Source organism: Saccharopolyspora sp. 7B (assembly GCF_020177435.1).
GTDB lineage: Bacteria > Actinomycetota > Actinomycetes > Mycobacteriales > Pseudonocardiaceae > Saccharopolyspora_C > Saccharopolyspora_C gregorii.
Window position 1 is genome coordinate 1,739 of sequence record NZ_JAIUKC010000116.1, and the last position, 20,883, is coordinate 22,621.

At 73.2% G+C, this 20,883-nt stretch carries 22 protein-coding genes (1 of these 22 running past the window's edge); 5 read left to right on the top strand and 17 right to left on the bottom strand.

Annotated elements, in window-relative coordinates; all coding sequences use genetic code 11:
* The 5 genes from LCD33_RS18460 to LCD33_RS18480 form a co-directional block, all read right to left on the bottom strand.
* Positions 1 to 1,123: the 5' portion of an MFS transporter gene (locus LCD33_RS18460; protein WP_224978084.1), read on the bottom strand. It extends 38 nt beyond the left edge of the window; only the first 1,123 of its 1,161 coding nucleotides appear in the window; its start codon is at positions 1,121 to 1,123; its stop codon lies off the left edge, out of view.
* Positions 1,120 to 1,797: a GntR family transcriptional regulator gene (locus tag LCD33_RS18465; RefSeq protein ID WP_224967170.1), complete on the bottom strand. Its 678-nt coding sequence runs from the start codon at positions 1,795 to 1,797 to the stop codon at positions 1,120 to 1,122. The genes LCD33_RS18460 and LCD33_RS18465 overlap by 4 nt, the downstream gene beginning before the upstream one ends.
* Before the next feature lie 160 nt (positions 1,798 to 1,957).
* Complete coding sequence (locus LCD33_RS18470) at positions 1,958 to 2,143, bottom strand: hypothetical protein (RefSeq protein WP_224967171.1); 186 nt, start codon at positions 2,141 to 2,143, stop codon at positions 1,958 to 1,960.
* Between the two features lie 66 nt (positions 2,144 to 2,209).
* Positions 2,210 to 2,410, bottom strand: coding sequence for a DUF397 domain-containing protein (locus tag LCD33_RS18475; protein WP_224978085.1), 201 nt, complete (start codon positions 2,408 to 2,410; stop codon positions 2,210 to 2,212).
* 14 nt (positions 2,411 to 2,424) lie between these two features.
* On the bottom strand, positions 2,425 to 3,147 hold the full coding sequence (locus LCD33_RS18480) for a DUF5753 domain-containing protein (RefSeq protein ID WP_224967173.1): 723 nt from the start codon (positions 3,145 to 3,147) through the stop codon (positions 2,425 to 2,427).
* Between the two features lie 747 nt (positions 3,148 to 3,894).
* Between LCD33_RS18480 and LCD33_RS18485 the strand changes: the two genes are divergently transcribed.
* On the top strand, positions 3,895 to 4,767 hold the full coding sequence (locus LCD33_RS18485) for a hypothetical protein (protein WP_224959161.1): 873 nt from the start codon (positions 3,895 to 3,897) through the stop codon (positions 4,765 to 4,767).
* A 34-nt stretch (positions 4,768 to 4,801) separates the two neighbouring features.
* Here LCD33_RS18485 and LCD33_RS18490 read toward each other — a convergent pair whose 3' ends face one another.
* The 4 genes from LCD33_RS18490 to wrbA all read right to left on the bottom strand — a co-directional run bounded on the left by LCD33_RS18490 (position 4,802) and on the right by wrbA (position 8,134).
* Positions 4,802 to 5,653: a helix-turn-helix domain-containing protein gene (locus tag LCD33_RS18490; protein WP_224959159.1), complete on the bottom strand. Its 852-nt coding sequence runs from the start codon at positions 5,651 to 5,653 to the stop codon at positions 4,802 to 4,804.
* Positions 5,654 to 5,807: 154 nt separating this feature from the next.
* Complete coding sequence (locus LCD33_RS18495) at positions 5,808 to 6,422, bottom strand: alpha/beta hydrolase (protein ID WP_224978086.1); 615 nt, start codon at positions 6,420 to 6,422, stop codon at positions 5,808 to 5,810.
* Positions 6,419 to 7,384 carry a ring-cleaving dioxygenase gene (locus LCD33_RS18500; RefSeq protein WP_224978087.1) on the bottom strand — a complete coding sequence of 322 codons (966 nt, stop codon included), beginning with the start codon at positions 7,382 to 7,384 and terminating at the stop codon, positions 6,419 to 6,421. The genes LCD33_RS18495 and LCD33_RS18500 overlap by 4 nt, the downstream gene beginning before the upstream one ends.
* 138 nt (positions 7,385 to 7,522) lie before the next feature.
* Positions 7,523 to 8,134, bottom strand: a complete 612-nt coding sequence (gene wrbA, locus LCD33_RS18505) for an NAD(P)H:quinone oxidoreductase (RefSeq protein WP_224959153.1) — start codon at positions 8,132 to 8,134, stop codon at positions 7,523 to 7,525.
* A 202-nt stretch (positions 8,135 to 8,336) separates the two neighbouring features.
* On the opposite strand from wrbA, the gene LCD33_RS18510 reads away from it, so the two are divergent.
* Positions 8,337 to 8,831, top strand: coding sequence for a MarR family winged helix-turn-helix transcriptional regulator (locus LCD33_RS18510; RefSeq protein ID WP_224959178.1), 495 nt, complete (start codon positions 8,337 to 8,339; stop codon positions 8,829 to 8,831).
* Here LCD33_RS18510 and LCD33_RS18515 read toward each other — a convergent pair.
* Positions 8,828 to 9,346, bottom strand: a complete 519-nt coding sequence (locus LCD33_RS18515) for a 2'-5' RNA ligase family protein (RefSeq protein ID WP_224978088.1) — start codon at positions 9,344 to 9,346, stop codon at positions 8,828 to 8,830. The genes LCD33_RS18510 and LCD33_RS18515 overlap by 4 nt on opposite strands.
* 177 nt (positions 9,347 to 9,523) lie before the next feature.
* On the opposite strand from LCD33_RS18515, the gene LCD33_RS18520 reads away from it, so the two are divergent.
* Positions 9,524 to 10,282: a TetR/AcrR family transcriptional regulator gene (locus LCD33_RS18520; protein ID WP_224959149.1), complete on the top strand. Its 759-nt coding sequence runs from the start codon at positions 9,524 to 9,526 to the stop codon at positions 10,280 to 10,282.
* 114 nt (positions 10,283 to 10,396) lie between these two features.
* Here the strand turns inward: LCD33_RS18520 and LCD33_RS18525 are convergent, their stop codons facing one another.
* The 6 genes from LCD33_RS18525 to LCD33_RS18550 all read right to left on the bottom strand — a co-directional run bounded on the left by LCD33_RS18525 (position 10,397) and on the right by LCD33_RS18550 (position 17,138).
* Entirely contained in the window at positions 10,397 to 11,413 is a 1,017-nt protein-coding gene (locus LCD33_RS18525; protein ID WP_224959147.1) for a nitroreductase family protein, read from the bottom strand.
* A 130-nt stretch (positions 11,414 to 11,543) separates the two neighbouring features.
* Positions 11,544 to 11,729 carry a hypothetical protein gene (locus tag LCD33_RS18530; protein WP_224959145.1) on the bottom strand — a complete coding sequence of 62 codons (186 nt, stop codon included), beginning with the start codon at positions 11,727 to 11,729 and terminating at the stop codon, positions 11,544 to 11,546.
* A 181-nt stretch (positions 11,730 to 11,910) separates the two neighbouring features.
* Positions 11,911 to 13,677: a biotin carboxylase N-terminal domain-containing protein gene (locus LCD33_RS18535; RefSeq protein ID WP_224978089.1), complete on the bottom strand. Its 1,767-nt coding sequence runs from the start codon at positions 13,675 to 13,677 to the stop codon at positions 11,911 to 11,913.
* Positions 13,678 to 13,783: 106 nt separating this feature from the next.
* Positions 13,784 to 14,077, bottom strand: a complete 294-nt coding sequence (locus LCD33_RS18540) for an acyl-CoA carboxylase subunit epsilon (protein ID WP_224978090.1) — start codon at positions 14,075 to 14,077, stop codon at positions 13,784 to 13,786.
* Positions 14,078 to 14,087: 10 nt separating this feature from the next.
* The gene (locus LCD33_RS18545; RefSeq protein ID WP_224968432.1) at positions 14,088 to 15,725 is read right to left on the bottom strand and encodes an acyl-CoA carboxylase subunit beta; all 1,638 of its coding nucleotides are present in this window, start codon (positions 15,723 to 15,725) and stop codon (positions 14,088 to 14,090) included.
* Positions 15,726 to 15,956: 231 nt separating this feature from the next.
* Positions 15,957 to 17,138 (bottom strand): TetR/AcrR family transcriptional regulator, encoded by a 1,182-nt coding sequence (locus LCD33_RS18550; RefSeq protein WP_224978091.1) that lies wholly within the window; start codon positions 17,136 to 17,138, stop codon positions 15,957 to 15,959.
* Between the two features lie 193 nt (positions 17,139 to 17,331).
* Here LCD33_RS18550 and LCD33_RS18555 point away from each other — a divergent pair, with 193 nt between their 5' ends.
* Complete coding sequence (locus LCD33_RS18555) at positions 17,332 to 18,135, top strand: enoyl-CoA hydratase-related protein (RefSeq protein ID WP_224959139.1); 804 nt, start codon at positions 17,332 to 17,334, stop codon at positions 18,133 to 18,135.
* A 39-nt stretch (positions 18,136 to 18,174) separates the two neighbouring features.
* Here the strand turns inward: LCD33_RS18555 and LCD33_RS18560 are convergent, their stop codons facing one another.
* Complete coding sequence (locus LCD33_RS18560; RefSeq protein WP_224959137.1) at positions 18,175 to 19,500, bottom strand: hypothetical protein; 1,326 nt, start codon at positions 19,498 to 19,500, stop codon at positions 18,175 to 18,177.
* A 315-nt stretch (positions 19,501 to 19,815) separates the two neighbouring features.
* Here LCD33_RS18560 and LCD33_RS18565 point away from each other — a divergent pair, with 315 nt between their 5' ends.
* Positions 19,816 to 20,733: an oxygenase MpaB family protein gene (locus tag LCD33_RS18565; protein ID WP_224959135.1), complete on the top strand. Its 918-nt coding sequence runs from the start codon at positions 19,816 to 19,818 to the stop codon at positions 20,731 to 20,733.
* Positions 20,734 to 20,883 lie beyond the last annotated feature (150 nt).

The following is a 20,883-nucleotide window of genomic DNA, read 5'->3' on the forward strand; positions in this document are numbered from 1 at the left end:
CCCCCCGGGGCGGCCGGGGGGGGGCGCCCCCCCCCCCCCCCCCCCCCCCCCCCCCCCCCCCCCCCCCCCCCCCCCCCCCCCCCCCCCCCCCCCCCCCCCCCCGGTTCCCGGTGAGGCGCAACGACATCGCGCGCCCGCGCAGGCCGGGCGGTGTCGATTCGGCCAGCCACGACATGGTCAGCGGCTGACCGACGCCGAGCCCGAGCCCGGCGATCAGCACCGCGACGGCCAGCGCCCACACCGGCACCGGTGCCGCGGTCACCGCGAGCCCGACCGCGGCGGCGGTGATGCTCAGCACCAGCAGCTTCCGGCGGCCCAGCAGCCGGGTGGTGCTGCCCAGGAAGAACCGGGACACCATCGAGGCCACCGCCCGCAGTCCCAGCAGCCCACCGACCACGCCGGAGGCGATGTGCCGTTCGGCGCCGAGCGCGGGCAGGTACACCACCGACAGGTCCACGGCCGCGAGCACCACGCAGCTCGTGCACAGCGCGGGCACCAGTCCCGGCAGCCGCAGCAGCCCGCGCACTCCCGGCGAGCCGTCCGGTGCGGCGGCCGAGGACGGGGTTCCGCTGGTGATGCCGAAGGAGCACACCAGCAGCGCAGCGGCCAGCGCCGTCGCTCCCCAGAAGATCGGCGTGGTGTCCGGGATCGCCGCCGCACCGCCGAACACGACGATCAGCAGCGGCCCGGCGGCCTGCCCGAGCGAGGCGGCGAACGTGTAGTAGCCGAACGCCGCGTCCAGCCGCGCCGAGGACGTCATGTTCGCCACCAGCGCTTGCTGCCCGATCACCGAACACAGGTGTGCGGTGCCCAGCAGCACGTTGCCCACGACGAGCCCCAGCACCGAGCCGCCGAGGGCCAGGAACGCCGCGCCCGCCGCGCACATCAGCACGCCGCCGGCGACCATCACCCGCCGCTCCCCCAACCGGTCCACGATGTGCCCGGCGGGCAGCGCCAGCACCAGCGGCACCAGCGCGAAGCTGCCGGAGAGCACGCCCAGCCAGGACGCGGGCACGTCCAGCTCCAGCGCGCGGTAGGAGGTGGCGGGCCGCAGCACGAAGGTGACGACCTGGGTCAGCACCGCGTGCGCCAGCAGCACCCACACCCGCCGGTCGAGCCTCACGAGGCGTCGCCGTGCAGCAGGCTGCGCGCGGACCGGGCGCTGAGGCTGGCGTCGATGTGCCTGCGCATCAGGTCGGCGGCGGCGTCGGCGTCCCCGGCGATGACGTGTTCGGCGAGCAGCCGGTGCTCGTCGTCGCGCTCGTTGCGCTCCGCGGAGCTGCGGCCTTCGGCGAGCGCGTGCATCCGGTACCGGTCGGCCTTGTCCCACAACCCGTCGAGCGCGTCGACGAGCAGATCGTTGTGCGAGGCGCGGTAGATCGCGGCGTGGAACCGGCGCTGCTCGGCGAGCTGCTGCAAGGACGGGTCGTTCGGCAGGGCCCGCTGCTCGGCGACGGAGCGGCGGATCTCGGCGATGTCGTCCTTGGTGCGGCGTTCGGCGGCGAGGGCGGCGGCCATCGGATCGAGGACCCGCCGCAGCTCCACCAGGTCGCGGACCTCCTCACCGCTGAGCTGGGTGACGCGGGCGTCGCGGTGCGCGTCGAGCTCCACGAGCCGTTCCGTCATGAGCCTGCGCAGCGCTTCCCGCAGCGGGGTGGTGCTGATCCCGATGGTGCGGGCGAGCGTTGCCTGGTTGAGCACCGAGCCCGGCGGGAACTCGCCGGAGAGGATCTTCTCGCGCACGCTCGCGTAGGCGTACTCGCTCTTGGTCATGCGCGCTGCGACCGGTTCGTCCATGCACCCACCCTTCGATCGCTTATAGCCTCGCACATCGGTGCGGGCGGATGCATCGAAGGTGGCATCACCACAGGTGGAGACGTCAGCGACAGCGAGTCGGGATCACCGCGATCGCCGGATCAGGATCCCTCGCGGGCGGAGGTTATAAGCTGCGTGGCGCTCACTTCGAGGCGTCCTTGCCGCGCTGCCAGAACAGCACCCCGCCCTGCGCGACGGCGGCGAGCGCGACGAGCCCGACCGCGAGCCCCGTCATCCAGGTCCAGCCGATGTAGAACGCCACGCCGACCACCAGGGCGAGGACGATGAGCGTCCTGATCAGGAACAACGTCATGCTCCGCGTGCTCATCAGGACACCCCTCCCCGTTCCGGAGCGGCACCGCGCCGCCCCCGCGGAACCCTACCGACCGGCTGATCAGCGGTCGTACCGACCGGACTTGACCGCGCCCAGGAACGCCGCGAAACCCGCGCCCGACGCGACCAGCACGGGAGACGCATCGCCCAGCTTGCTGTCCCGCACCCACGCCCGCCCGGGCACGTCCACCGCCACCTCGACGCAGTTGTTCCCCTGCCCGCTCCGGGATGCCTTGCGCCACTTCGCTGAAGATATCGACATGTCCGCAGTATCCCTCAGATATCCACAAGCTCTTTCCTCAGCCCGCGGATCAGCGCAGTGCTGCCGGCCACCGGCAATGCAGTCGACCGCACGTCATCGAAGAGCTTCGCCAACGTGGCCACTTCGTCCGGCTTGTCCACGAGCTGCCCGCCGATCGGGGTATCCATGTACCCGAGGCTTTCGTGGTCCGAGTCCGGAAAACCGAGCAACACGAAGGAACCGTGCGGACATGCGTGCGCTCCCGCTCCGTACGGAAGCACCTGAATAATCACGTTCGGCTGCGCGGACATCGAGATCAGATGATCGAGCTGCGGACCCATGAGATCCGGACCGCCAACACGGCGATGCAGTGCCTCCTCCACGAGCACGACCCGCAGCTCCAGTCGGGGTTCTTCAAGCAGCCTCCGCTGACGCGCCAGCCTGGCCGAAACCCACGCGTCCAACGTGTCCCCGCTCAGCGATGCACGTCCGACTTGGTGCATCTCCCGCACGTAGTCCTCGGTTTGAAGCAGACCGGGGATGATGCCCAATTCGAACGTGCACACCTGCGAGGCGTCTGTCTCGTAGTCGACATAGGGCACGAACCACGAAGGAAGCCGGTAAGCGGACCAACGCCCACGACTCGTTCCCGCTCGCCGGATCTCCTCCATCTCGTCCCGGACAGCTTGATCAGCGCCGTAGAGGTCGAGCAAGGCCGCAAGCTCCAGCTTCTTCGCACCCGACCTTCCGGCCTCCATGTGCCTGATCTTCGCTTCCGCGCAGCGGCCGGACGTTGTGCGGTGCGGTTGTGGTGGCGGCGCGATTGGCGGTCCCGGCGAGCACCTGTGGTTCTTGTGTCGCGGAGACGCTGCTCGCCCGAGCGCGGCGAGCGCCCCGCGTTCGGAACGGACCGGGGCTTGGGCGCGGGGTTCTGGCGGACGCCGCTGGCATCGTGTCCTGCGGTGTGCTGGAGGCAGCCTTCCCCGAGCCTGCGGCGGACATGTGCGCGGACCGCTGGATCTGCGCCGGACCGAGCCCGCGGACCTGAGCACCCGGTGCCCCCGCTGCCTGGTCGCGGCCGAGACCGGCCACGAGGGGCCGTGCGTGGCGTGACCCGACCTCGGGTCCGGTGCGCCGGATCCGCGCGAGCCTCCTGTGCGCCGCGGCCTCCCCCGATCCCGGTCGCGCGAGGGAGGACAGGACCCCGCACCCGCCCACGCGGGTGCGGGGTCCTTCGCGTCCGGCGTCGAACAGCTCACCCTCGACTTCCGCGGGGGACGACCACGCCGCCGAAACGCCTGTACCGCTCCGAGAGGTTCGCCGAGTACGGGCGTCTCCCCGGCTTCGTTCGCCCCGGCCGACGGCACTCGTCACGGCGAGGTCCTGCACGTCAAAGACCTCCGCGGTCCGACCGGCTGAAAAGCCCCTGGCACGAGCCGGGATCCCGCTACGCTGATCCACTGATCACGATCGTTGGGGCGGCGGCTGATCAAGGGGGGCGCGGCATGGCGGACGAAGACGAGGACGACGAACGGACCCAGCAACCGGGCGCCGGCGGCGACGTCCCGTGGGTGGCGATCATCGGATTCGCCGCCTCCGTGGTGACCGTGCTCGGATTCCTCGGGTTCCAGAACGTCGGCGAGATCCGGGAATGGGTGGCGTCGGGACCGAGCACGTCCGCCGCACCGTCCGTCGACCGCTACGCCGCGGACACCTCGGAGACCGACGACCCCGGGACCACCGAGGACGCGGAGACCACCGAACCGTCCGAGAACGCCGAAACGACCACCGCGGAAACGACCTCCGACGAGGACGAGCCCGAACACGACCCCACCGACCTGGACGACGAGGCCACCGACCTCACCCCGTTCACCGCACCGGCACTGCTCACGAGCTCCTTCACCACCGAGCGCACCAGGTACGCGCTGGTCGCCTCCGGAGCCAAGCCCTGCACGGCGGCGCTCGGGATGACCGACGAGGTGCCCACCGCGCTCACCGGCTACGGGTGCTCGACGTCGGTGATCGGGGTGTACCGCATCGACGACGACACCGCGGGCGATGACGAACAGGTCGTCGTCACGGTGCAGGTCGTCCCGTTCGACACGGCCGCCGACGCCCGGGGCGCTCGATCGAGCATCGCCGCGAACTCGCGCTGGGACTTCGGGACCTGGTGCCCCGGCTCCGGTTCCGGGCAGGACGTCTGCTCCACCGGATATTCCGCCGCCCGCAAGCACCTCTTCATGCGCCACGACCACCGCTACCTGATCGGGGTATCGGCGGTGTACGCGAACCTCAGCTCGACGGCGGCCGCGGAACCGTGGCTGACCGAGGCCGCAGCGGCGGCGGTGTCGGCGAGCGGGCCGCGGAACCACGAGTGATCCCGGGTCGGCCGCACCAGGTGATCGGGCCGATTCATCCGCGGTGGTGCGAGGAATCCGGGCGGGTGACCGCCGGCGCGTTGAGGCTGCCGAGGAGGGCGAGGGCTTCGGCCGACGGGCTGCCGGGTTCGGCGCGGTAGACCATCAGCTGCTGGCCCGGCGCGCTGTGCACCGAGAACGTCTCGTAGCTCAACGTCATCTCCCCCACCTGCCGGTGGAAGAACCGCTTGGACTCGTGGGCCTTGCGGCGGACGTCGTGCCGCGCCCACAACCGCACGAACTCGGTGCTGTGCAAGGACAACTCGCCGACCAGCTCCACCAGCCGCGGATCCTCGCGGTCGAGGCCGGCGGCCGCGTGCAGCCCGGCGACGGTGTTCTCCGCGACCCGCTCCCAGTCCAGGAAGAACCGGTGCGCGTCCGGATCGAGGAACAGCATCCGCACCAGATCACCGCTGTGGGGATGCCCGCCGTAGAGGGCGGCGCCGAGCTCGTTGTCGGCGAGGACGGTGTAGTAGCGGTCCAGCACGACCGCCGGGGTGCCGGGCCAGGATTCCAGCAGCCGCAGCAGGTTCGGGCTCACCCGCTCCGACCGCGCGGTCCGCCGGACGGTGCCGGGCCGGGTGAGGCGGTGCAGGTGCGTCGTGGCCTCCTCGTGCAGGTGCAGCACCGTCGCCAGCGCGTCGATCACCTGCGGCGACGGGTTGCGCTCCCGGCCCTGCTCCAGCCGCACGTAGTAGTCCGAGCTGACCCCGGCCAGCGAGGCGAGCTCCTCGCGGCGCAGGCCCGCCACCCGCCGCCTGCCCACCGCGGGCAGGTTCCAGTCCTCGGGCCGCACCTGGGCGCGGCGGGCGCGGAGGAATTCGCCGAGCGGGTTGTCACCGTCCATGCCGTCCAGGCTAGGCGCGTCCGGCCGCCGGAGGGTGGCAGCGGAACTCCTAGGCAGGGCGTACGAGCGGGCAGGAGAGGCGGCCGGGCACGGGAAAGGCGGGTCGCCCGCCCCACCCGGCGAACGACCCGCCTTCCACCCTCCCCGACCCGTTTCAGGGGCGGGTGAGCCACTGCGCGGCGTCGCGCACGCCCGCCGCGGTGATCTGGTGCCCGCCAGGGTGCCAGGACGTCGTGATCTCCGCACCGCGAGTGGTCAGCGCCTCGACCAGCCCGTTCGCGGCGGCCAGCGGGGCCATCGGATCGGCCTGCCCGTTGCCGAGGAACACCCGGGTGCCGGTGAGGTCGTGCCGGGGCGCGTCCGGGACGGGCAGCATCGCGGCGAACAGCACCGCCTCGGCCAGCACCTCCGGGCGCAGCAGGGCCACCGCGGCCGCGATGTTGGCGCCGTTGGAGAAGCCGACGGCGACGAGCCGCCTGCCGCGCCACCCGTAGGCGTCCACGGCCTCGGCGAGGAAGTCGGCGAGCTGGTGGGCGCGGGCCACGACGTCCTCGGTGTCGAACACGCCCTCCGACAGCCGCCGGAACCAGCGGGCCGCGCCGCCCTCCGACACCGGCCCGGCGGGGGCGAGCACCGGGGACCGCGGGCTGAGCTGCTCGGCGAGCCCGCGCAGGTCACCGGGTGCGCCCCCGGTGCCGTGCAGCAGCACCAGGACGGGCGCGTCCAGGGCGCCGTCGGCGTGCTCGTGCGGCAGGGACAGCGCGGTCACCCCAGCACCTCCGGGTTGTTCTCGGCGGGCAGGTCCAGCTTCGGCAGCATGCGGTCGATGTCCTCGCGCTTCGGCTCCAGCCACGGCGGCAGCTTCAACGCGCGCCCCAGTTCCAGCAGGGGTTCGTCCGCGGTGAAGCCGGGTTCGTCGGTGGCGATCTCCAGCAGGGTGCCGCCGGGTTCGCGGAAGTAGAGGGAGCGGAAGTACTGCCGGTCCAGGATGGAGGTGACGTTCACCCCGTCGCCGACGAGCTCCTCCCGCCATGCGGCCTGCGTCGCCTCGTCCGGTGCGCGCCACGCCACGTGGTGCACCGCGCCGGCCGCGACCAGGCCGCGCGGGGCGTCCGGGGTGACCAGCACGTCGACGAAGGCGCCCGGCCCGCCGTCCCCGGCGGTGAACCGGAGGCGGTTCTGCTCCTGGGCGGCGAATTCGAGGCCGAGGCCGCGGAACATCTCGGCGGTCGCGTCCTCGTGGTCGACCGACAACGTCACCGAGTGCAGGCCGCGCACCCCGTGCTCGGCGGGCACGGTGCCGCCTTCCCACGGCGCGCGCGGATCGCCCTGCGGGTGCGCGACCAGGGACAGCGCCAGGCCGTCCGGGTCGCGGAAGGTCAGCGCCTCCTCACCGTCGCGGCTGTGCACCCGGCTGGTCTCGACGCCCTGCTCGGCGAGGTGCCGCTGCCACCAGCCGATCGAGCCCTCCGGCACCGAGAACGACGTGGTGGTGGCCTGGCCGGTGCCGTGCCGCCCGCTGGGCGCGTCCTTCCACGGGAAGAACGTCAGCAGCGAACCGGGCTTGCCGGACTCGTCGCCGTAGTAGAGGTGGTAGGTGCCCGGGTCGTCGAAGTTGACCGTCGTCTTGACCAGGCGCAGGCCCAGCGTCCGCAGGTAGAAGTCCGCGTTGCGCTGCGGATCGCCCGCGATCGCCGTGACGTGGTGCAGCCCGCTCGTCGCGATGCTCATCGAAATCTCCACTGCTGGAAGGGAACCCGCGCGGGTGCGCGGGTGTCCGGCGGTCCTCCCGCCGAAGGCCCCCCGACCGGGAGGACCGCCGGAGCTTCCGCCGCCCGCAGGGCCACCGAAGCGGTCGGGCGGAAGCGGTCAGGCGCCGTTCTTGAGGCGCCGGGCGACCTCGACGACGCGGCGGGCCTGCACCCCGGCGGCGGTGCGGGTCTCGTCGTCCACCGGCAGCTGGCCCTGGGCGTCGACGTGGCTGGTGCCGTACGGGTTGCCGTCGACGAACTTGGAGCCGTCGGTGTAGCCGGGGCTCACGATGATGCCGCCGAAGTGGTGGATCGTGTTGTACAGCGCCAGCAGCGTGGACTCCTGGCCGCCGTGCTTGGTGGCGCTGGAGGTGAAGCCGCTGTAGACCTTGTCGGCCAGCAGACCCTGCTGCCACTCGCCGCCGAGGGTGTCGATGAACTGCTTGAGCTGGGCGGCGATGTTGCCGTAGCGGGTGGGCGAACCGAAGATCACCGCGTCGGCCCACACCACGTCCTCGGCCGCGACCTCCGGCACCGACCGGGTGGCCTCGACGTTGGCGCGCCACGCGGGGTTCGCGTCGATGGCGGCGTCGGGGGCCAGCTCGGGCGCCTTGCGCAGGCGCACCTCGGCGCCGGCCTTCTCCGCCTCGGCGACCAGTGCGTTCGCGATCTCGTTGATCGTCCCGGTCGACGAGTAGTAGATGACGCTGAGCTTGACGGGGTCGGCCATGAACAACTCCTTCGCGGGGCCGGGCGTCGAACCCGGCCGGGGTTCTCGTTCGGGAGCTCCGCGGCTCCTCGGGGAGGACGCTATCGAGATTTCCTCTTCCTCGCAAGATACTTTCCGGCGAAGCATCGGGCCGGTAGACTCGCTCCGGCGAACGGACCACCCGAGGGGAGAACAGGTGAGCGGCGGCAGCGCCACGAACGCGGTGCGGACGACGGAGAACGGAGGTGCGCGGGCCGACGCCGGCACCGATGACGACGAGATCGTCACCTGGTGGGGCCTGGTGATCGAGGGCTACCACCTCACCCAGGAACGCCTGATGAGCGAGATCGCCGACCGCTTCGGCCTCGCCCCCGGGTCCTTCGACATCCTGCTGCGCCTGGTGCGCTCCCCCGAGCACAAGATGCCGATGACCCGACTCGCCCGGGAAGCCGCGCTCAGCAGCGGCGGCTTCACCAAGGTCGCCGACCGGCTCGCCGCCGCCGACCTCATCGTGCGCGAACCCTGCGACACCGACCGCCGCGTCACCTACGCGGTGCTCACCGAGCACGGCCTCGACATGGCCGAACGCGCCCGCGAAGCCTGCGCCGAGATCCTGCGTCGCCGCGTCCTCGCCCCGCTCGGGCTGGACCGGTCCGAAGCGCTCGCCGAAGCGATGCGCACGCTGCGCGCCGCCAACGGCGAGGACGGGATCTACTAGCCGCGCAACGGCAACCGGGCCCGCAGCGACCAGGCGCCGTCGAACTCCACCAGCCACGCCTCGTCCAGCAGCGCGGGCGGCGGAAGAGCACCCGCCACGTGCTCGGCGATCTCCCGCGCCCGCTGCGGGGTCACGTCGAGCGCGATCGTGACGTGCGGATCAGGTTCGCCGTACCTGCCGTCGTAGGGGCGCAGGTCCCACCGCGCGGCGAGCTCCGCGGTCAGCTCGCGCAGCGGACCGTCCGGTTCGGGCCGCAACGGCACGAATCCCTCGTCGAGGTGGCGCTGCGCCACGTCCGCGGTGAACTCCACCCGCACCGGTGCGCGGCGCGCGACGAGCTCGGCCAGTTCCGCCAGCACCGCCTCGTCCACCTCCGGCAGGAACGGGTGCAGCACCGTGAGGTGCGCGGGCAACCCCGGCCGCACCGCGCCCGGGAACCGCTCCCCGACCGCACGCAGCAGCGGATCCGCGACGGGAACGGGGAACAGGACGGCGGTGGCGCGGGCGGAAGGCATGGGTCCCTTATACCGCCCCGAGATCACCCCGTCCCGCGCACCGCCGGTCCCGCCGGGGGATCGAGCGCCCACCGCCCGGACGATGATCGACTCGACCGCGGTTGGCTAGGCTGGGTGGCCGATCGGGCCCCGGCGCACGGCGGTCCGGAAGCACCCGGACGGCGAACAGGGGCGTGCATGGTGGTCAGGAAGCGGGATCCGGCGCGGACGCTGGCGCTGCTGTGGCGAGCGCCGGAGCACCGCTCCCGCAAACCCGGGCTCGGCGCCGACGAGATCGTGCGGGCCGGCATCGAGCTCGCCGACGCCGAAGGCCTCGCCGCGCTGTCGATGCGCGGCGTCGCCGAACGCCTCGGCGCGGGCACCATGTCGCTCTACACCTACGTGCCGAGCAAGGAAGACCTCATCGACGTCATGCTCGACACCGTCTACGGCGAGATCGAGCCGGCCGGCCCCGAACTCACCGGCTGGCGCGCGAAGCTGGAGCACGTGGCGCGGCAGAACTGGGAACTGCACCGCAAGCACCCGTGGACGCTGGAGATCGGCACCGCCCGCCCCGTGCTCGGCCCGCAGGAGACCGCGAAGTACGAGCGCGAACTGCGCACCGTCGACGGCATCGGGCTCACCGAGGTCGAGATGGATTCGGTGCTGAGCCTCGTGCTCGGGCACGCGCGCACCGCCGCCCGCGGGGCCGCGGAGGCCGCCGACGCCGAACGGCGCACCGGCCTCACCGACGAGCAGTGGTGGCAGGCGCACGCCCCGCTGCTGGACCGGCTGATCGACCCGGAGCACTTCCCCACCGCGGCGAAGGTGGGCACCGCGGCGGGCTCGGCACACGGCGCGGCGACGACCGCGGCGCACCGCTTCGAGTTCGGACTGGCTCGCGTGCTGGACGGCGTGGAAGTGCTCATCCGCTCCCGCGAGCGGTCCGGGAGCTGACGAGACGCCCGCTCACGCCGTTGTGGGCGGGACGTCCCACCGGGAGGGAACCACATCGCCGCCCGCCGGTCCACGGTTCGCGATCACCGCAGGGGTTCCCTCCGCGAACCGGGTTCACGGCGCGACCGCGGGCCGCGGCGCGGTGAGCAGGGTGTCCTCCGGGGCGCGGCGCGGGGTGGCCGGCACCGGGGTGCCGTAGCCGATCCGCAGCACCGCCTGCGGTTCCAGCGTTCCGCCGAGCAGCGCCCGCAGTTCGCCGCGGGTCTCCCGCACCTCGATCACCTGGGAGAGCATCGACGCGGCCAGCCCGAGGGAGGTCGCGGTCAGCAGCAGCCGCTGCAACGCCTCCCCCGCCTCCAGGTCCGCCTGCCTGCCGCGGCCGTACGAGCACAGCACCAGCATCAGCGGGTCGTCCTCGAAGTCCTTGCCCGGCACCCGCGGCCGGTCCCGCCCACCGGAGTAGTCGCGCAGCACCCACTCGTCCTGCGGTTCCCGGGTCGGGCCCGCCGAGGCGGCCTGCACGCCCTCCGCCGCGCCGTCCGGCAATCCCGTCCACGCCGCCATCTCCGCGCGGAACGCCTCGTCGCGCAGCTGCCGGTCATGCGCCCGGCGCACCAGTCCGAGCAGCTCGGCGCGCTGCGGCCGGTCGACCACGTGCAGCCAGGAGTGCTCGGCGGACACCGAGCCGACCAGCGCGGTGCGGTGCGGCTTCGGCACCGGGGTGGCCAGGAACGGGCGCCGGTTGGTTCGGCGGGCGGTGATGGCGCGCAGCAGCGCGGACTGCTCGGCGCGCACCCGGACGGAACCGCCGCGCCGCACCTGGGCCAGCAGTTCCGGTTCCCGCTCGCTGGGCAGCAGGGTGACCAGCGGCCGCACGCCGACGTGCTCCAGCGCCAGCCGCAGGTCGTACAGCGCCGCCCCGCACCCCAGCCGTAGCTCCCGGTCCTCCGGGTCGGTGCCGGGCATCCGGCGGCTGAGGTCGGCGTGCAGTTCGATCACGTCCGCGGTCACCCGGAACAGCCACGGCTGCCGGTTGTGCAGCGACGGGGCCCGGCCGGCCAGCCGCACCACCTGCGCGACCTGCTCCGGTGCGAGCCCCAGCGCCGGCGGGAATGCGGGCACGCCGTCCATGACCTCGTCCTCCTGACCGCGGGAGCGGGGGCGATGCCCCGCGCGATCCACGATGCAGGCCGGGCCGGTCCCGCTGACATGGGCCAAAGTCCCGCATCGGGAGCAGCGCACCCGCCGCCGGAGCCCCGGCTCAGACCGGTTGCGGCAAGCGGCGGCCAGCGGGGCGGGTCGTGGCCTGGTAGCAGGGGCGGCACACCTCGCCGGTGGAGGTCATGGTGAGCTGCGGGGCGAGCAGCCGGAGGCCGTGCTCGGGGGTCTCCTGGCAGATGCCGTGGTGGCCGGCTTGGCGGCACAGGCAGGTGCACAACGCGTCCATCGTTCCTCCTAGGAGTGTCGGCTCCCGGCGCACGCACCGCCGCGACCTCATCGTCGTCCACAGTGGAATCACCGTCGGATCTCCCGCGGGCGCGGGAGGGGCGACCCCGGTGCGAAGGCGCACCACCGGGTTCCCCCACCGGGCTCCCCCGCCGGGCTCGCACCACCCGGCGGGGATCCGATCAGTCCTCGATCGTGCAGAGCACCGCGCCCTGCGACACCGAGTCGCCCGGCGCCGCGCTGAGCCCGGTGACCGTGCCGTCCTTGTGCGCGGTCACGGGGTTCTCCATCTTCATCGCCTCCAGCACGCCGATCAGCTCTCCGGCGGCGACCTGCGCGCCTTCTTCCACGGCGAGCTTGATCAGGGTGCCCTGCATGGGTGCGGTGACCGCGTTGCCGAAGACCGCCCCGCCCGCGCCACCGGCGGCGCGCTTGCGCGGCTTCTTCTTCGCCGCCGCGGCCGGTGCGCCGCCGCCCAGGTCGGCGGGCAGCGAGACCTCCACGCGGCGGCCGTCGACCTCGACGATCACCGTGCGGCGCGGCGCGGCCTCCTCCTCCGGCGGGACGGAGTCCTCGAACGGCGCGAGCCGGTTGTCGAACTCGGTCTCGATCCACCGGGTGTGCACGGTGAACGACTCCAGGCCGGTCTCGGCGACGTACGCCGGGTCGCGCAGCACGGCGCGGTGGAACGGGAGCACGGTGGCGATGCCGTCGACCTGCATCTCCTCCAGCACGCGGCGGGCCCGCGCGATGGCCTGCGGGCGGTCGGCGCCGGTGACGATCACCTTCGCCAGCAGCGAGTCGAACTGGCCGCCGATCACGCTGCCCGATTCCACGCCCGCGTCCACCCGCACGCCGGGTCCGGCGGGGGCGACGAACCGGGTAACGGTGCCCGGGGCGGGCAGGAAGTTGCGGCCCGGGTCCTCGCCGTTGATCCGGAACTCGATGGAGTGGCCGATCGGGGTGGGGTCGGCGTCCAGGTCGAGGTGCCCGCCCGCGGCGATGCGGAACTGCTCGTTCACCAGGTCCAGCCCGGTGGTCTCCTCGGAGACGGGGTGCTCGACCTGCAGCCGGGTGTTGACCTCCAGGAAGGAGATGGTGCCGTCGGCGCCGACGAGGAACTCGACGGTTCCGGCGCCGTGGTAGCCGGCCTGCGCGCAGATGGCGCGGGCGGCGGTGTGGATCTGCTCGCGCTGCGCGTCGCTGAGGAACGGGGCGGGCGCCTCCTCCACCAGCTTCTGGTGCCTGCGCTGCAGCGAGCAGTCCCGGGTGCCGACCACGATGACCTTGCCGTGCTGGTCGGCCAGCACCTGGGCCTCCACGTGGCGCGGCCGGTCCAGGTAGCGCTCCACGAAGCACTCGCCGCGGCCGAAGGCCGACACGGCCTCGCGCACCGCGGAGTCGAACAGCTCCGGGATCTCCTCCAGCGTGCGGGCCACCTTGAGGCCGCGACCGCCACCGCCGAAGGCGGCCTTGATCGCGACGGGCAGCCCGTGCTCCTCGGCGAAGGCGACGACCTCGTCGGCGTTCGCGACCGGGTCCTCGGTGCCGGGCACCAGCGGCGCCCCGGCGGCCAGCGCGATCTTGCGGGCGGTGACCTTGTCGCCGAGGTCGCGGATCGCCTGCGGCGTCGGGCCGATCCACACCAGCCCGGCGTCCAGCACGGCCTGCGCGAAGTCGGCGTTCTCGGACAGGAAGCCGTAGCCCGGGTGCACCGCGTCCGCCCCGGCGCGGGTCGCCGCGGAGATCACCTTCTGGAAGTCCAGGTACGACTCGGCGGCGGTGGTGCCGCCCAGCGCGAACGCCTCGTCGGCGAGGCGGACGAACACCGCGTCGGCGTCCGGTTCGGCGTACACGGCCACCGAGGCGATGCCGGCGTCCCGGCACGCCCGCACCACTCGCACCGCGATCTCGCCGCGGTTGGCCACCAGAACCTTCTTCAACCCCATGGTGTTCACACCATCCCTGTACGCAGTGGTCGTGTCCCGGCGGGTCCCGGTGCGGGAACCGGCCGGTCGTTCTTCGGGGCGCGCGCGGCGCCGGGTGCGGCGCGCATCAGCGCGGCCGCGTGGAGTAGCGCCACGCCCCCTCGCCGGGACGCGGGGCCGCCTGCGCCGGGCCGAACCGCAGCCGGTCCGCGCGGGAGACCCAGTACGACACCGGTCCCCGCGGTTCCGGTTCCGGTGCGGCGGCACCGAGCGCGCTGATCGTCGCGGTCAGCGCGGCGAGCTCGGTGTCGGTGGGGCTGCCGCGCACGACGCGCAGCAGCGGTCGCGGCCGCGCCCCGGTGCCGTCGTCCTCCCCGCTCAGCACGTCGAGCCGCGGCGCGTTCTCGTCCGGACTGCTCATCGCGGCTCCTTCACAGCGGGATGTTGCCGTGCTTCTTGGCGGGCAGGGACTCCCGCTTGTCCGCCAGCATCCGCAGCGACCGGGCCAGGTAGCCGCGGGTGTGCGAGGGCGGGATCACCGAGTCCACGTAGCCGCGTTCGGCCGCCACGTAGGGGTTGCACAGGGTGTCCTCGTACTCCTGCTGGAGCTGGGCGCGCAGCGCCTCCACGTCCTCGCCGCGCTCGGCGGCCTCCTTCAGCCTGCGCCGGTAGAGGATGTTCGCCGCGCCCTGGGCGCCCATCACCGCGATCTGCGCGGTCGGCCAGGCCAGGTTGATGTCCGCGCCGAGGTGCTTGGAGCCCATCACGTCGTAGGCGCCGCCGTAGGCCTTGCGGATGATCACGGTGACGAGCGGGACGGTCGCCTCGGCGTAGGCGTAGAGCAGCTTCGCACCGCGCCGGATGATGCCGTTCCACTCCTGGTCGGTGCCGGGCAGGAACCCGGGCACGTCCACGAAGGTCAGCACCGGCACGTTGAACGCGTCGCAGGTGCGCACGAACCGCGCGGCCTTCTCGCTGGCGTCGATGTCGAGGGTGCCCGCCATCTGGGTGGGCTGGTTGGCCACGACGCCGACGCTGCGCCCTTCGACGCGGCCGAAGCCGACGACGATGTTCGGCGCGAACAGCGCGGAGACCTCCAGGAACTCGCCGTCGTCGAGGACGCGGGTGAGCACTTCCTTGACGTCGTAGGGCTGGTTCGGCGAATCCGGCACCAGCGCGTCGAGTTCGAGGTCGGACTCCCCCACCCCGTCGGCGATGGACCCGGCCTCGGCGTCCGCGTCGAACGCGGGCGGGTCGGAGAGGTTGTTCGACGGCAGGAACGACAGCAGTTCCTTGACGTAGTCGACCGCGTCCTGCTCGTCGGAGGCCAGGTAGTGCGCGTTGCCGGAGCGGGAGTTGTGCGTGCGGGCGCCGCCGAGCTCTTCGAAGCTGACCTCTTCCCCGGTCACCGTCTTGATCACGTCGGGCCCGGTGATGAACATGTGCGAGGTCTGGTCGACCATCACGGTGAAGTCGGTGATCGCCGGGGAGTAGACCGCTCCGCCCGCGCACGGCCCCACGACCAGCGAGATCTGCGGGATGACGCCGGAGGCGTGGGTGTTGCGCTTGAAGATCTCCGCGTAGAGCCCCAGCGCGGCCACGCCCTCCTGGATCCGGGCGCCGCCGGAGTCGTTGATGCCGACCAGCGGGCAGCCGGTCTTGAGCGCCAGGTCCATCACCTTGACGATCTTCTCGCCGAACACCTCGCCGAGGGAGCCGCCGAACACGGTGAAGTCCTGCGAGAACAGGCAGATCTTGCGCCCGTCGACGGTGCCGTAGCCGGTGACGACGCCGTCGCCGTAGGGCCGGTCGGCGTCCAGGCCGAAGTTGGTGGAGCGGTGCCGGGCGTGCTCGTCGAGTTCCACGAACGAGCCGGGGTCGAGCAGCAGGTCGATGCGCTCGCGGGCGGTGAGCTTGCCCTTGGCGTGCTGGCGTTCGATGGCCCGGTCGGAACCCGCGTGCACCGCCTCGTGGTTGCGCCGGTACAGGTCCGCCAGCCGGCCGGCGGTGGTGTGGATGTCCGGCTCCTCCGCGGGCGGGACGCCCACCGGTTCCGTCGCGCTGCTCATCGCTCCTGCGACCGCCATTCCTCGCTCGTGGACGATTCCGCGGCCGTGCGCGCCGATCCGGCGGGCGGACCGCGTCGGCACGACCGGAACCCGGGCTGGCCCGGGTTCCCCGAGCGGAGGCTAATCCGCGGACGTCCGGCGAGTCAACCGAGAAGTGAGCAGGCCCTACCCGGCTCCGGTACGGGAAAGCGCTGGTTCACGACCACCACGGTCCAGAGAAGTGAACAGCCGCTAGTGGGGTTCCGAGCCGCTGGTGAACATCAGCGCGGCGCCGACCCGGCGCACCGCCTCCGGGGCGCGGACGGTGCCGGTGCGGGCCATGTCGTTGGCCAGCGTCAACGTGGCCTGCACCAGGACCCGCGCGGTGGCCGCGTCCAGCTCCGGGCGCACCTCGCGCAGCAGCGCCACCCACTCGGTCACGTACTCGTGCTGGGTCTGCCGCGCCCGGTGCCGCTCGTGGTCGGGCAGGTCCCCCCCCTCGCCGACGAGGATGTCGATGAACCCGCCGTGGTCGAGGGCGAAGGTGATGTAGGACCACAGCAGCGCGCGCAGCGCCTCGGCCGCGTCGGGCCGGCGCACCAGGGTCCGGCCGAGGTCGATCTCCAGCCACGCCGAGCCGCGGGTGATCACCGCGTCGAGCAGTTCCTGCTTGCTGGCGAAGTGGTTGTAGACGCTGGGCCCGGCGATGCCGACCTCGGCGCCGATCTCCTCGGTGGTCACGGCCGCGTAGCCGCGTTCGGCGAACAGCCTGGTCGCCGCGGACAGCAGCTGGCGCCGTCGGGACGAACCGCCGCGCTGCAGCAGCAGCGCGTCCGCGTCCGGCGTGGCCGCCCCGCGCCCGGACAGCAGCGGCGGCAGCCCGGCGACGGTGACGATCACGTCCCGCAGCAGCGCCTCGAACTGGGCCCGCGGCAGCTCCACGCGGTGGTACGACGGGCTGGTCAACGCGCTGAACAGGCACCAGCCGCGGAACCGCGCGTCCTCCTCGGCCAGGTCGGGCCGCCAGGAACGGGCGAGGTCGGCGAGGCCGCCCGCGACGACCCGCAGCTGGTCCTTGAGCTCGTCGCGGTCCTCCGCGGGCAGGTGCCGGGCCTCCCGCTGCCACAGCACCCCGAGCTCGCGGTGGTCCAGCGCGGTCGCGGCCAGTTCCCGGACCACCGCGTCCAGGTCGTCGGAGCGCGCCCCCAGCACCCGCTCGAACGGGTGCAGGTGGTCGAGCACGACCCGGTGCAGCAGCAGCTGCTTGCCCTTGAAGTGGCGGTACAGCGCGGACGGGCCGACCCCGACGGCCTCCGCGATGTCGCTGACGCCGACCCGCGCGTAGCCCTGCTCGTAGAACAGGCGGGAGGCGGCGGCGATGATGAGCTCCCGCCGGTTCCGCGGCCGGGTCCCACCCGGCTTCGTCTCGGCCACTGGCCCGACCTCCCGGCACGCTCGTCCCGGCGCGTTCGCGCCGCGTTCCCGGCACAGGATAGGCCGGGCGCCGCCGAGCACCGGTCCTCCCGCACGCGCCCGCGCATCCGCTACGGTCAGCGCTGACCGCGAAGAGTGGATCACGGCCGGGCGAGCGCGGCCGATCCGACCTCAGCCTCGGAGGAGGCCCGGCATGACCGGCAGCACCGGGATCCGCACCAGCACCGGCGACGGCGTGCGCACCGTCCACCTCACCCGGCCGGAGCAGCGCAACGCGATGGACGGCGCGATGTTCGCCGCCTACTACACCGCGCTCGCCGAAGCCGACGACGACCCGGAGGTGCGGGCGATCGTGGTCACCGGCGACGGCGACTGGTTCTGCAGCGGAGCCGCGCCGGACGCCCTGCACCTGCTGGCCGGGGACGACGCGCCCGACCTGGAGACCGCGCTCGGACATCCGCCGCACCTGCCGATGACGCTGCGAAAACCGCTGATCGCGGCCGTGAACGGCGGCGCCGCCGGGCTGGGGCTCGCGCAGGCGCTGTTCGCGGACGTGCGGTTCCTGGCCGAGGGCGCGCGGCTGTCCACCGCGTTCAGCAAGCTCGGCCTGATCGGCGAGTACGGCACCGCCTGGCTGCTGCCCCGGCTCGTCGGCGTGGGCGCCGCGATGGACCTGCTGCTGTCCGCCCGCAAGATCGACGCGGCCGAGGCGGCGGCGCTCGGCCTGGCGCAGCACGTGCTGCCGCGGGCCGAGGTGCTGCCCGCCGCCCAGGAGTACGCCCGCGGGCTCGCCGCGCACTGCTCACCGCGGTCGATGGCGGTCATCAAGCAGCAGGTGTGGCGCGGGCTCGACCTCGACGGGCCGCGGGCCGTCGCCGAATCGGTGCGGCTGATGGGCGAATCGCTGCGGGCACCCGATTTCCAGGCCGCCGTGCAGCGCCTCGGGCAGCGCGAACCGATCGACTTCCCCCCGCTGCCGCCGAACCGATCGGCGTGAGCGGCGCCGCCCGCGGAACTGCTCCGCGCGGCGCCGGATTCACCCGGAACCACCACTCCCGCGGCGTGCCTCGAACCAGGCGCGCACCTCGGCCGGGAGCCGATCCCCCACCCCGGGCTCCGGGTCGTAGCAGGCGGCGTAGGCCTCCGCGAACCATTCCTTCGGGGTCGAGAACTGGTAGTTGGACAGCGCGTGCGCGCGGCGCTGCGCCGTCGAGTAGCTGACCCAGTCGTCGTACTGGTCCACGTGGTAGGTGCGCCCCTCGACGTCGAGGACGGTCGCGCCGCCGTCGTCGAGGGACCAGGGCTGCGCGAGGGCGAGCCGGACGAACCGCAGCGCCAGGTCCCGGCGCCGCTCGAACTCCGGCGGTGCCAAGAGCGCCTTGAACCGCTCGAAGTACGCGTGCAGCCGGTCCCCGTTCCCGCGCACCTCCGGCGTGCGGATCAACGCGGAGAGCGTGCTCACGGCGGCCGCCTGCGGCAGCCCGCCGAGCACGTCGAGGAGGTCGGCCTTCCGCAGCACCGCCCTCGCGACCTCGCCGTCCGCGTCGCCGCCGTGGACCCGCCAGCCGCCGAAGCGCTCCTGCGCGGCGAGCTCGACCGACCACTCGACCATCGCGTCGACGGAGTGGCCCACCTCGTGGCGGACGGTCCACTCCAGCAGGTTCCCGTGGGCCAGCTCGTCCGAGACGCCGGCCATGACGTGCCGCCGCCCCGGGCGGATCCCGAGCCGGTGGTCCTGGCGCAGGCCGACGCCGCTCATCCCGCTCAACGCCCCGTGGTCCATCAGGCGGCGCTGCCAGTGGGAACCCCGGTTGAGCCGCGCGTACAACCAGCCGGGTGCGCGGATCCCCCCGGCGAGGATCGGGCGCACGATGCCGATGGTGCGCTCGTCCTCGTCGTAGGCGCTGGCGCGCGCGCCGCCCGGGTCCGGTTCGATGGCGACGAGCTGCTCGTTCGGACCCAGGTCTTCGCTCGGCAGGGTGGCCAGCGCCGTGTCGATCCGGTCCAGCTCGGCGTGGGTGAAGTGCTCCCGGTCGCCGGGAGGCGGCCCGATCCGGATGCCGTACTCCTCGCTCAGCCGCCGCTCGCGCTCCTCGACGCCGTCCCGCCCGGCTCTCTCCCGTGCGGCGCCGTGGCCCGCTGCCGCGGCGTTTCCGGTGCGTTCCGCGGCGCCGGTTCCGGCCCGTTGCACGGCCTCGCCCCGGGAACGCCGCACCCAGTCGGCCGCCGCCGCGTTGCCGAGCGTGCGCTGGAGCGCGACCAGGCGGGCCTGCCACGGACCGCCGTCGAGTTCGGGCGCCGCCGATCGGGGCGCGACCGCGCGCGGCTCCCGCCCGGCGGGTGCACGTTCGTGGTGTCGCACGGCCACCTCCCCCAGCGCGCGGAGCCACCCGGCTCCCGACGAGTCTCCGCCGCTCGCGAGCGGGGTCGCAAGGTCGTCGCGGGCCCGCTCACCTGCCCGGGAGGGCACCGCGGGCTGCCCGGACGGCCCCGTGCGGGCGTTCGAGACGGCCCCGGCGCGGACGTTCGGGACCGGACCCTGCTGCGACCTCCGCGCCGCGGGCCGATCTCCCGACCCCGCCGCCGCTACCGCAGTAGCCTCCGTCACACCCGGCGGGCCCGTCTCGTTGCACCCGTCGAGGGCTCGGCCGGAACCGGCCCGCAGAGGAGGTTGGCCATGGCACGCACCTGGTTGCGGCGCATCGCGGAACTGGACCCGGTCACCGACCACCAGGAGATCTACAAGATCTCGGCGGGATGCGAGTTCCCCTTCGACTACCAGCGGGCGCTGGAGTTCGCCCTGTTCCGGACGTACTGCGTGCCGAGCATCTCGGCGCTGCTGGCCGCGACCGGCGAGTTCGAGAAGCGGCCGCAGCAGCGCTACGACGACACCGCGCTGCTGATGACCGAGATCGCCGAGCACGGCTACGACTCCGAACGCGGCAAGCAAGCGCTGCGGGTGATCAACCGGGCGCACGGGCGGTACGTGATCTCCAACGACGACATGCTCTACGTGCTGTCGACGTTCGTCTACGATCCGGTGGACTGGATCGACCGGTTCGGCTGGCGGCCGCTGCACCCGCACGAGCGGGACGCGGCGTTCCACTACTTCCTGGCCGTCGGCAAGCGGATGGGCATCAAGGACATCCCGCCGACCTTCGCCGAGTTCCGCCGGTTCAAGGACGAGTACGAGCGGGAGCACTTCCGCTACTCGGACACCAACCACGCCGTGGGCCGCTACACGATGGACCTGTTCTGCTCGTGGTTCCCGAAGCCGCTGCGGCCCGCGGTCGGGCTGGGGGTGCGGGCGCTGCTGGACGAGCCGATGCTCACCGCGTTCGGCTTCCGCGCCGCACCGGCGTGGGTCGGGGCCGCGGCGCGCGGTGGGCTGAAGGCGCGGTCGGCGGTGGTGCGGCTGCTGCCGGAGCGGCGGATCTCGAAGCTGACGCAGGACCCGAAGAGCCGCACCTACCCGAACTACCCGCACGGCTACACGCCCGAGGACCTCGGCGCGCCCCCGCCGCCGAGCGACCTCGACCCGAAGTGGCTCCGCCGCGGGTGCCCGTTCCCGGCACCGAGCGAGAAGACCAGCTGACCGCACCCAACGCGACCGCACCCGCGCGGCGATCCCCCGGCCCCCGGGTGCGCGGGGTTGGTGGGGGGGGGGGGGGGGGGGGGTTCCGAGTCCCACTTCCACAGCGCGGTCCCGTCGTCGACGACGGTCACCTCGCCGGAGGACGAGGGC

What these genes read in the sequence shown, in the direction of transcription:
- LCD33_RS18540 (WP_224978090.1), bottom strand. Translation starts at nt 14,077, where the DNA reads ATGAGCAGTCCGGACGAGAACGCGCCGCGGCTCGACGTGCTGAGCGGG.
- LCD33_RS18525 (WP_224959147.1), bottom strand. Translation starts at nt 11,413, where the DNA reads ATGGACGGCGTGCCCGCATTCCCGCCGGCGCTGGGGCTCGCACCGGAG.
- LCD33_RS18485 (WP_224959161.1), top strand. Translation starts at nt 3,895, where the DNA reads ATGGCGGACGAAGACGAGGACGACGAACGGACCCAGCAACCGGGCGCC.
- LCD33_RS18465 (WP_224967170.1), bottom strand. Translation starts at nt 1,797, where the DNA reads ATGGACGAACCGGTCGCAGCGCGCATGACCAAGAGCGAGTACGCCTAC.
- LCD33_RS18490 (WP_224959159.1), bottom strand. Translation starts at nt 5,653, where the DNA reads ATGGACGGTGACAACCCGCTCGGCGAATTCCTCCGCGCCCGCCGCGCC.
- LCD33_RS18470 (WP_224967171.1), bottom strand. Translation starts at nt 2,143, where the DNA reads ATGAGCACGCGGAGCATGACGTTGTTCCTGATCAGGACGCTCATCGTC.
- LCD33_RS18535 (WP_224978089.1), bottom strand. Translation starts at nt 13,677, where the DNA reads ATGGGGTTGAAGAAGGTTCTGGTGGCCAACCGCGGCGAGATCGCGGTG.
- LCD33_RS18475 (WP_224978085.1), bottom strand. Translation starts at nt 2,410, where the DNA reads ATGTCGATATCTTCAGCGAAGTGGCGCAAGGCATCCCGGAGCGGGCAG.
- LCD33_RS18480 (WP_224967173.1), bottom strand. Translation starts at nt 3,147, where the DNA reads ATGGAGGCCGGAAGGTCGGGTGCGAAGAAGCTGGAGCTTGCGGCCTTG.
- LCD33_RS18520 (WP_224959149.1), top strand. Translation starts at nt 9,524, where the DNA reads ATGGTGGTCAGGAAGCGGGATCCGGCGCGGACGCTGGCGCTGCTGTGG.
- LCD33_RS18530 (WP_224959145.1), bottom strand. Translation starts at nt 11,729, where the DNA reads ATGGACGCGTTGTGCACCTGCCTGTGCCGCCAAGCCGGCCACCACGGC.
- LCD33_RS18555 (WP_224959139.1), top strand. Translation starts at nt 17,332, where the DNA reads ATGACCGGCAGCACCGGGATCCGCACCAGCACCGGCGACGGCGTGCGC.
- wrbA (WP_224959153.1), bottom strand. Translation starts at nt 8,134, where the DNA reads ATGGCCGACCCCGTCAAGCTCAGCGTCATCTACTACTCGTCGACCGGG.
- LCD33_RS18545 (WP_224968432.1), bottom strand. Translation starts at nt 15,725, where the DNA reads ATGAGCAGCGCGACGGAACCGGTGGGCGTCCCGCCCGCGGAGGAGCCG.
- LCD33_RS18500 (WP_224978087.1), bottom strand. Translation starts at nt 7,384, where the DNA reads ATGAGCATCGCGACGAGCGGGCTGCACCACGTCACGGCGATCGCGGGC.
- LCD33_RS18515 (WP_224978088.1), bottom strand. Translation starts at nt 9,346, where the DNA reads ATGCCTTCCGCCCGCGCCACCGCCGTCCTGTTCCCCGTTCCCGTCGCG.
- LCD33_RS18565 (WP_224959135.1), top strand. Translation starts at nt 19,816, where the DNA reads ATGGCACGCACCTGGTTGCGGCGCATCGCGGAACTGGACCCGGTCACC.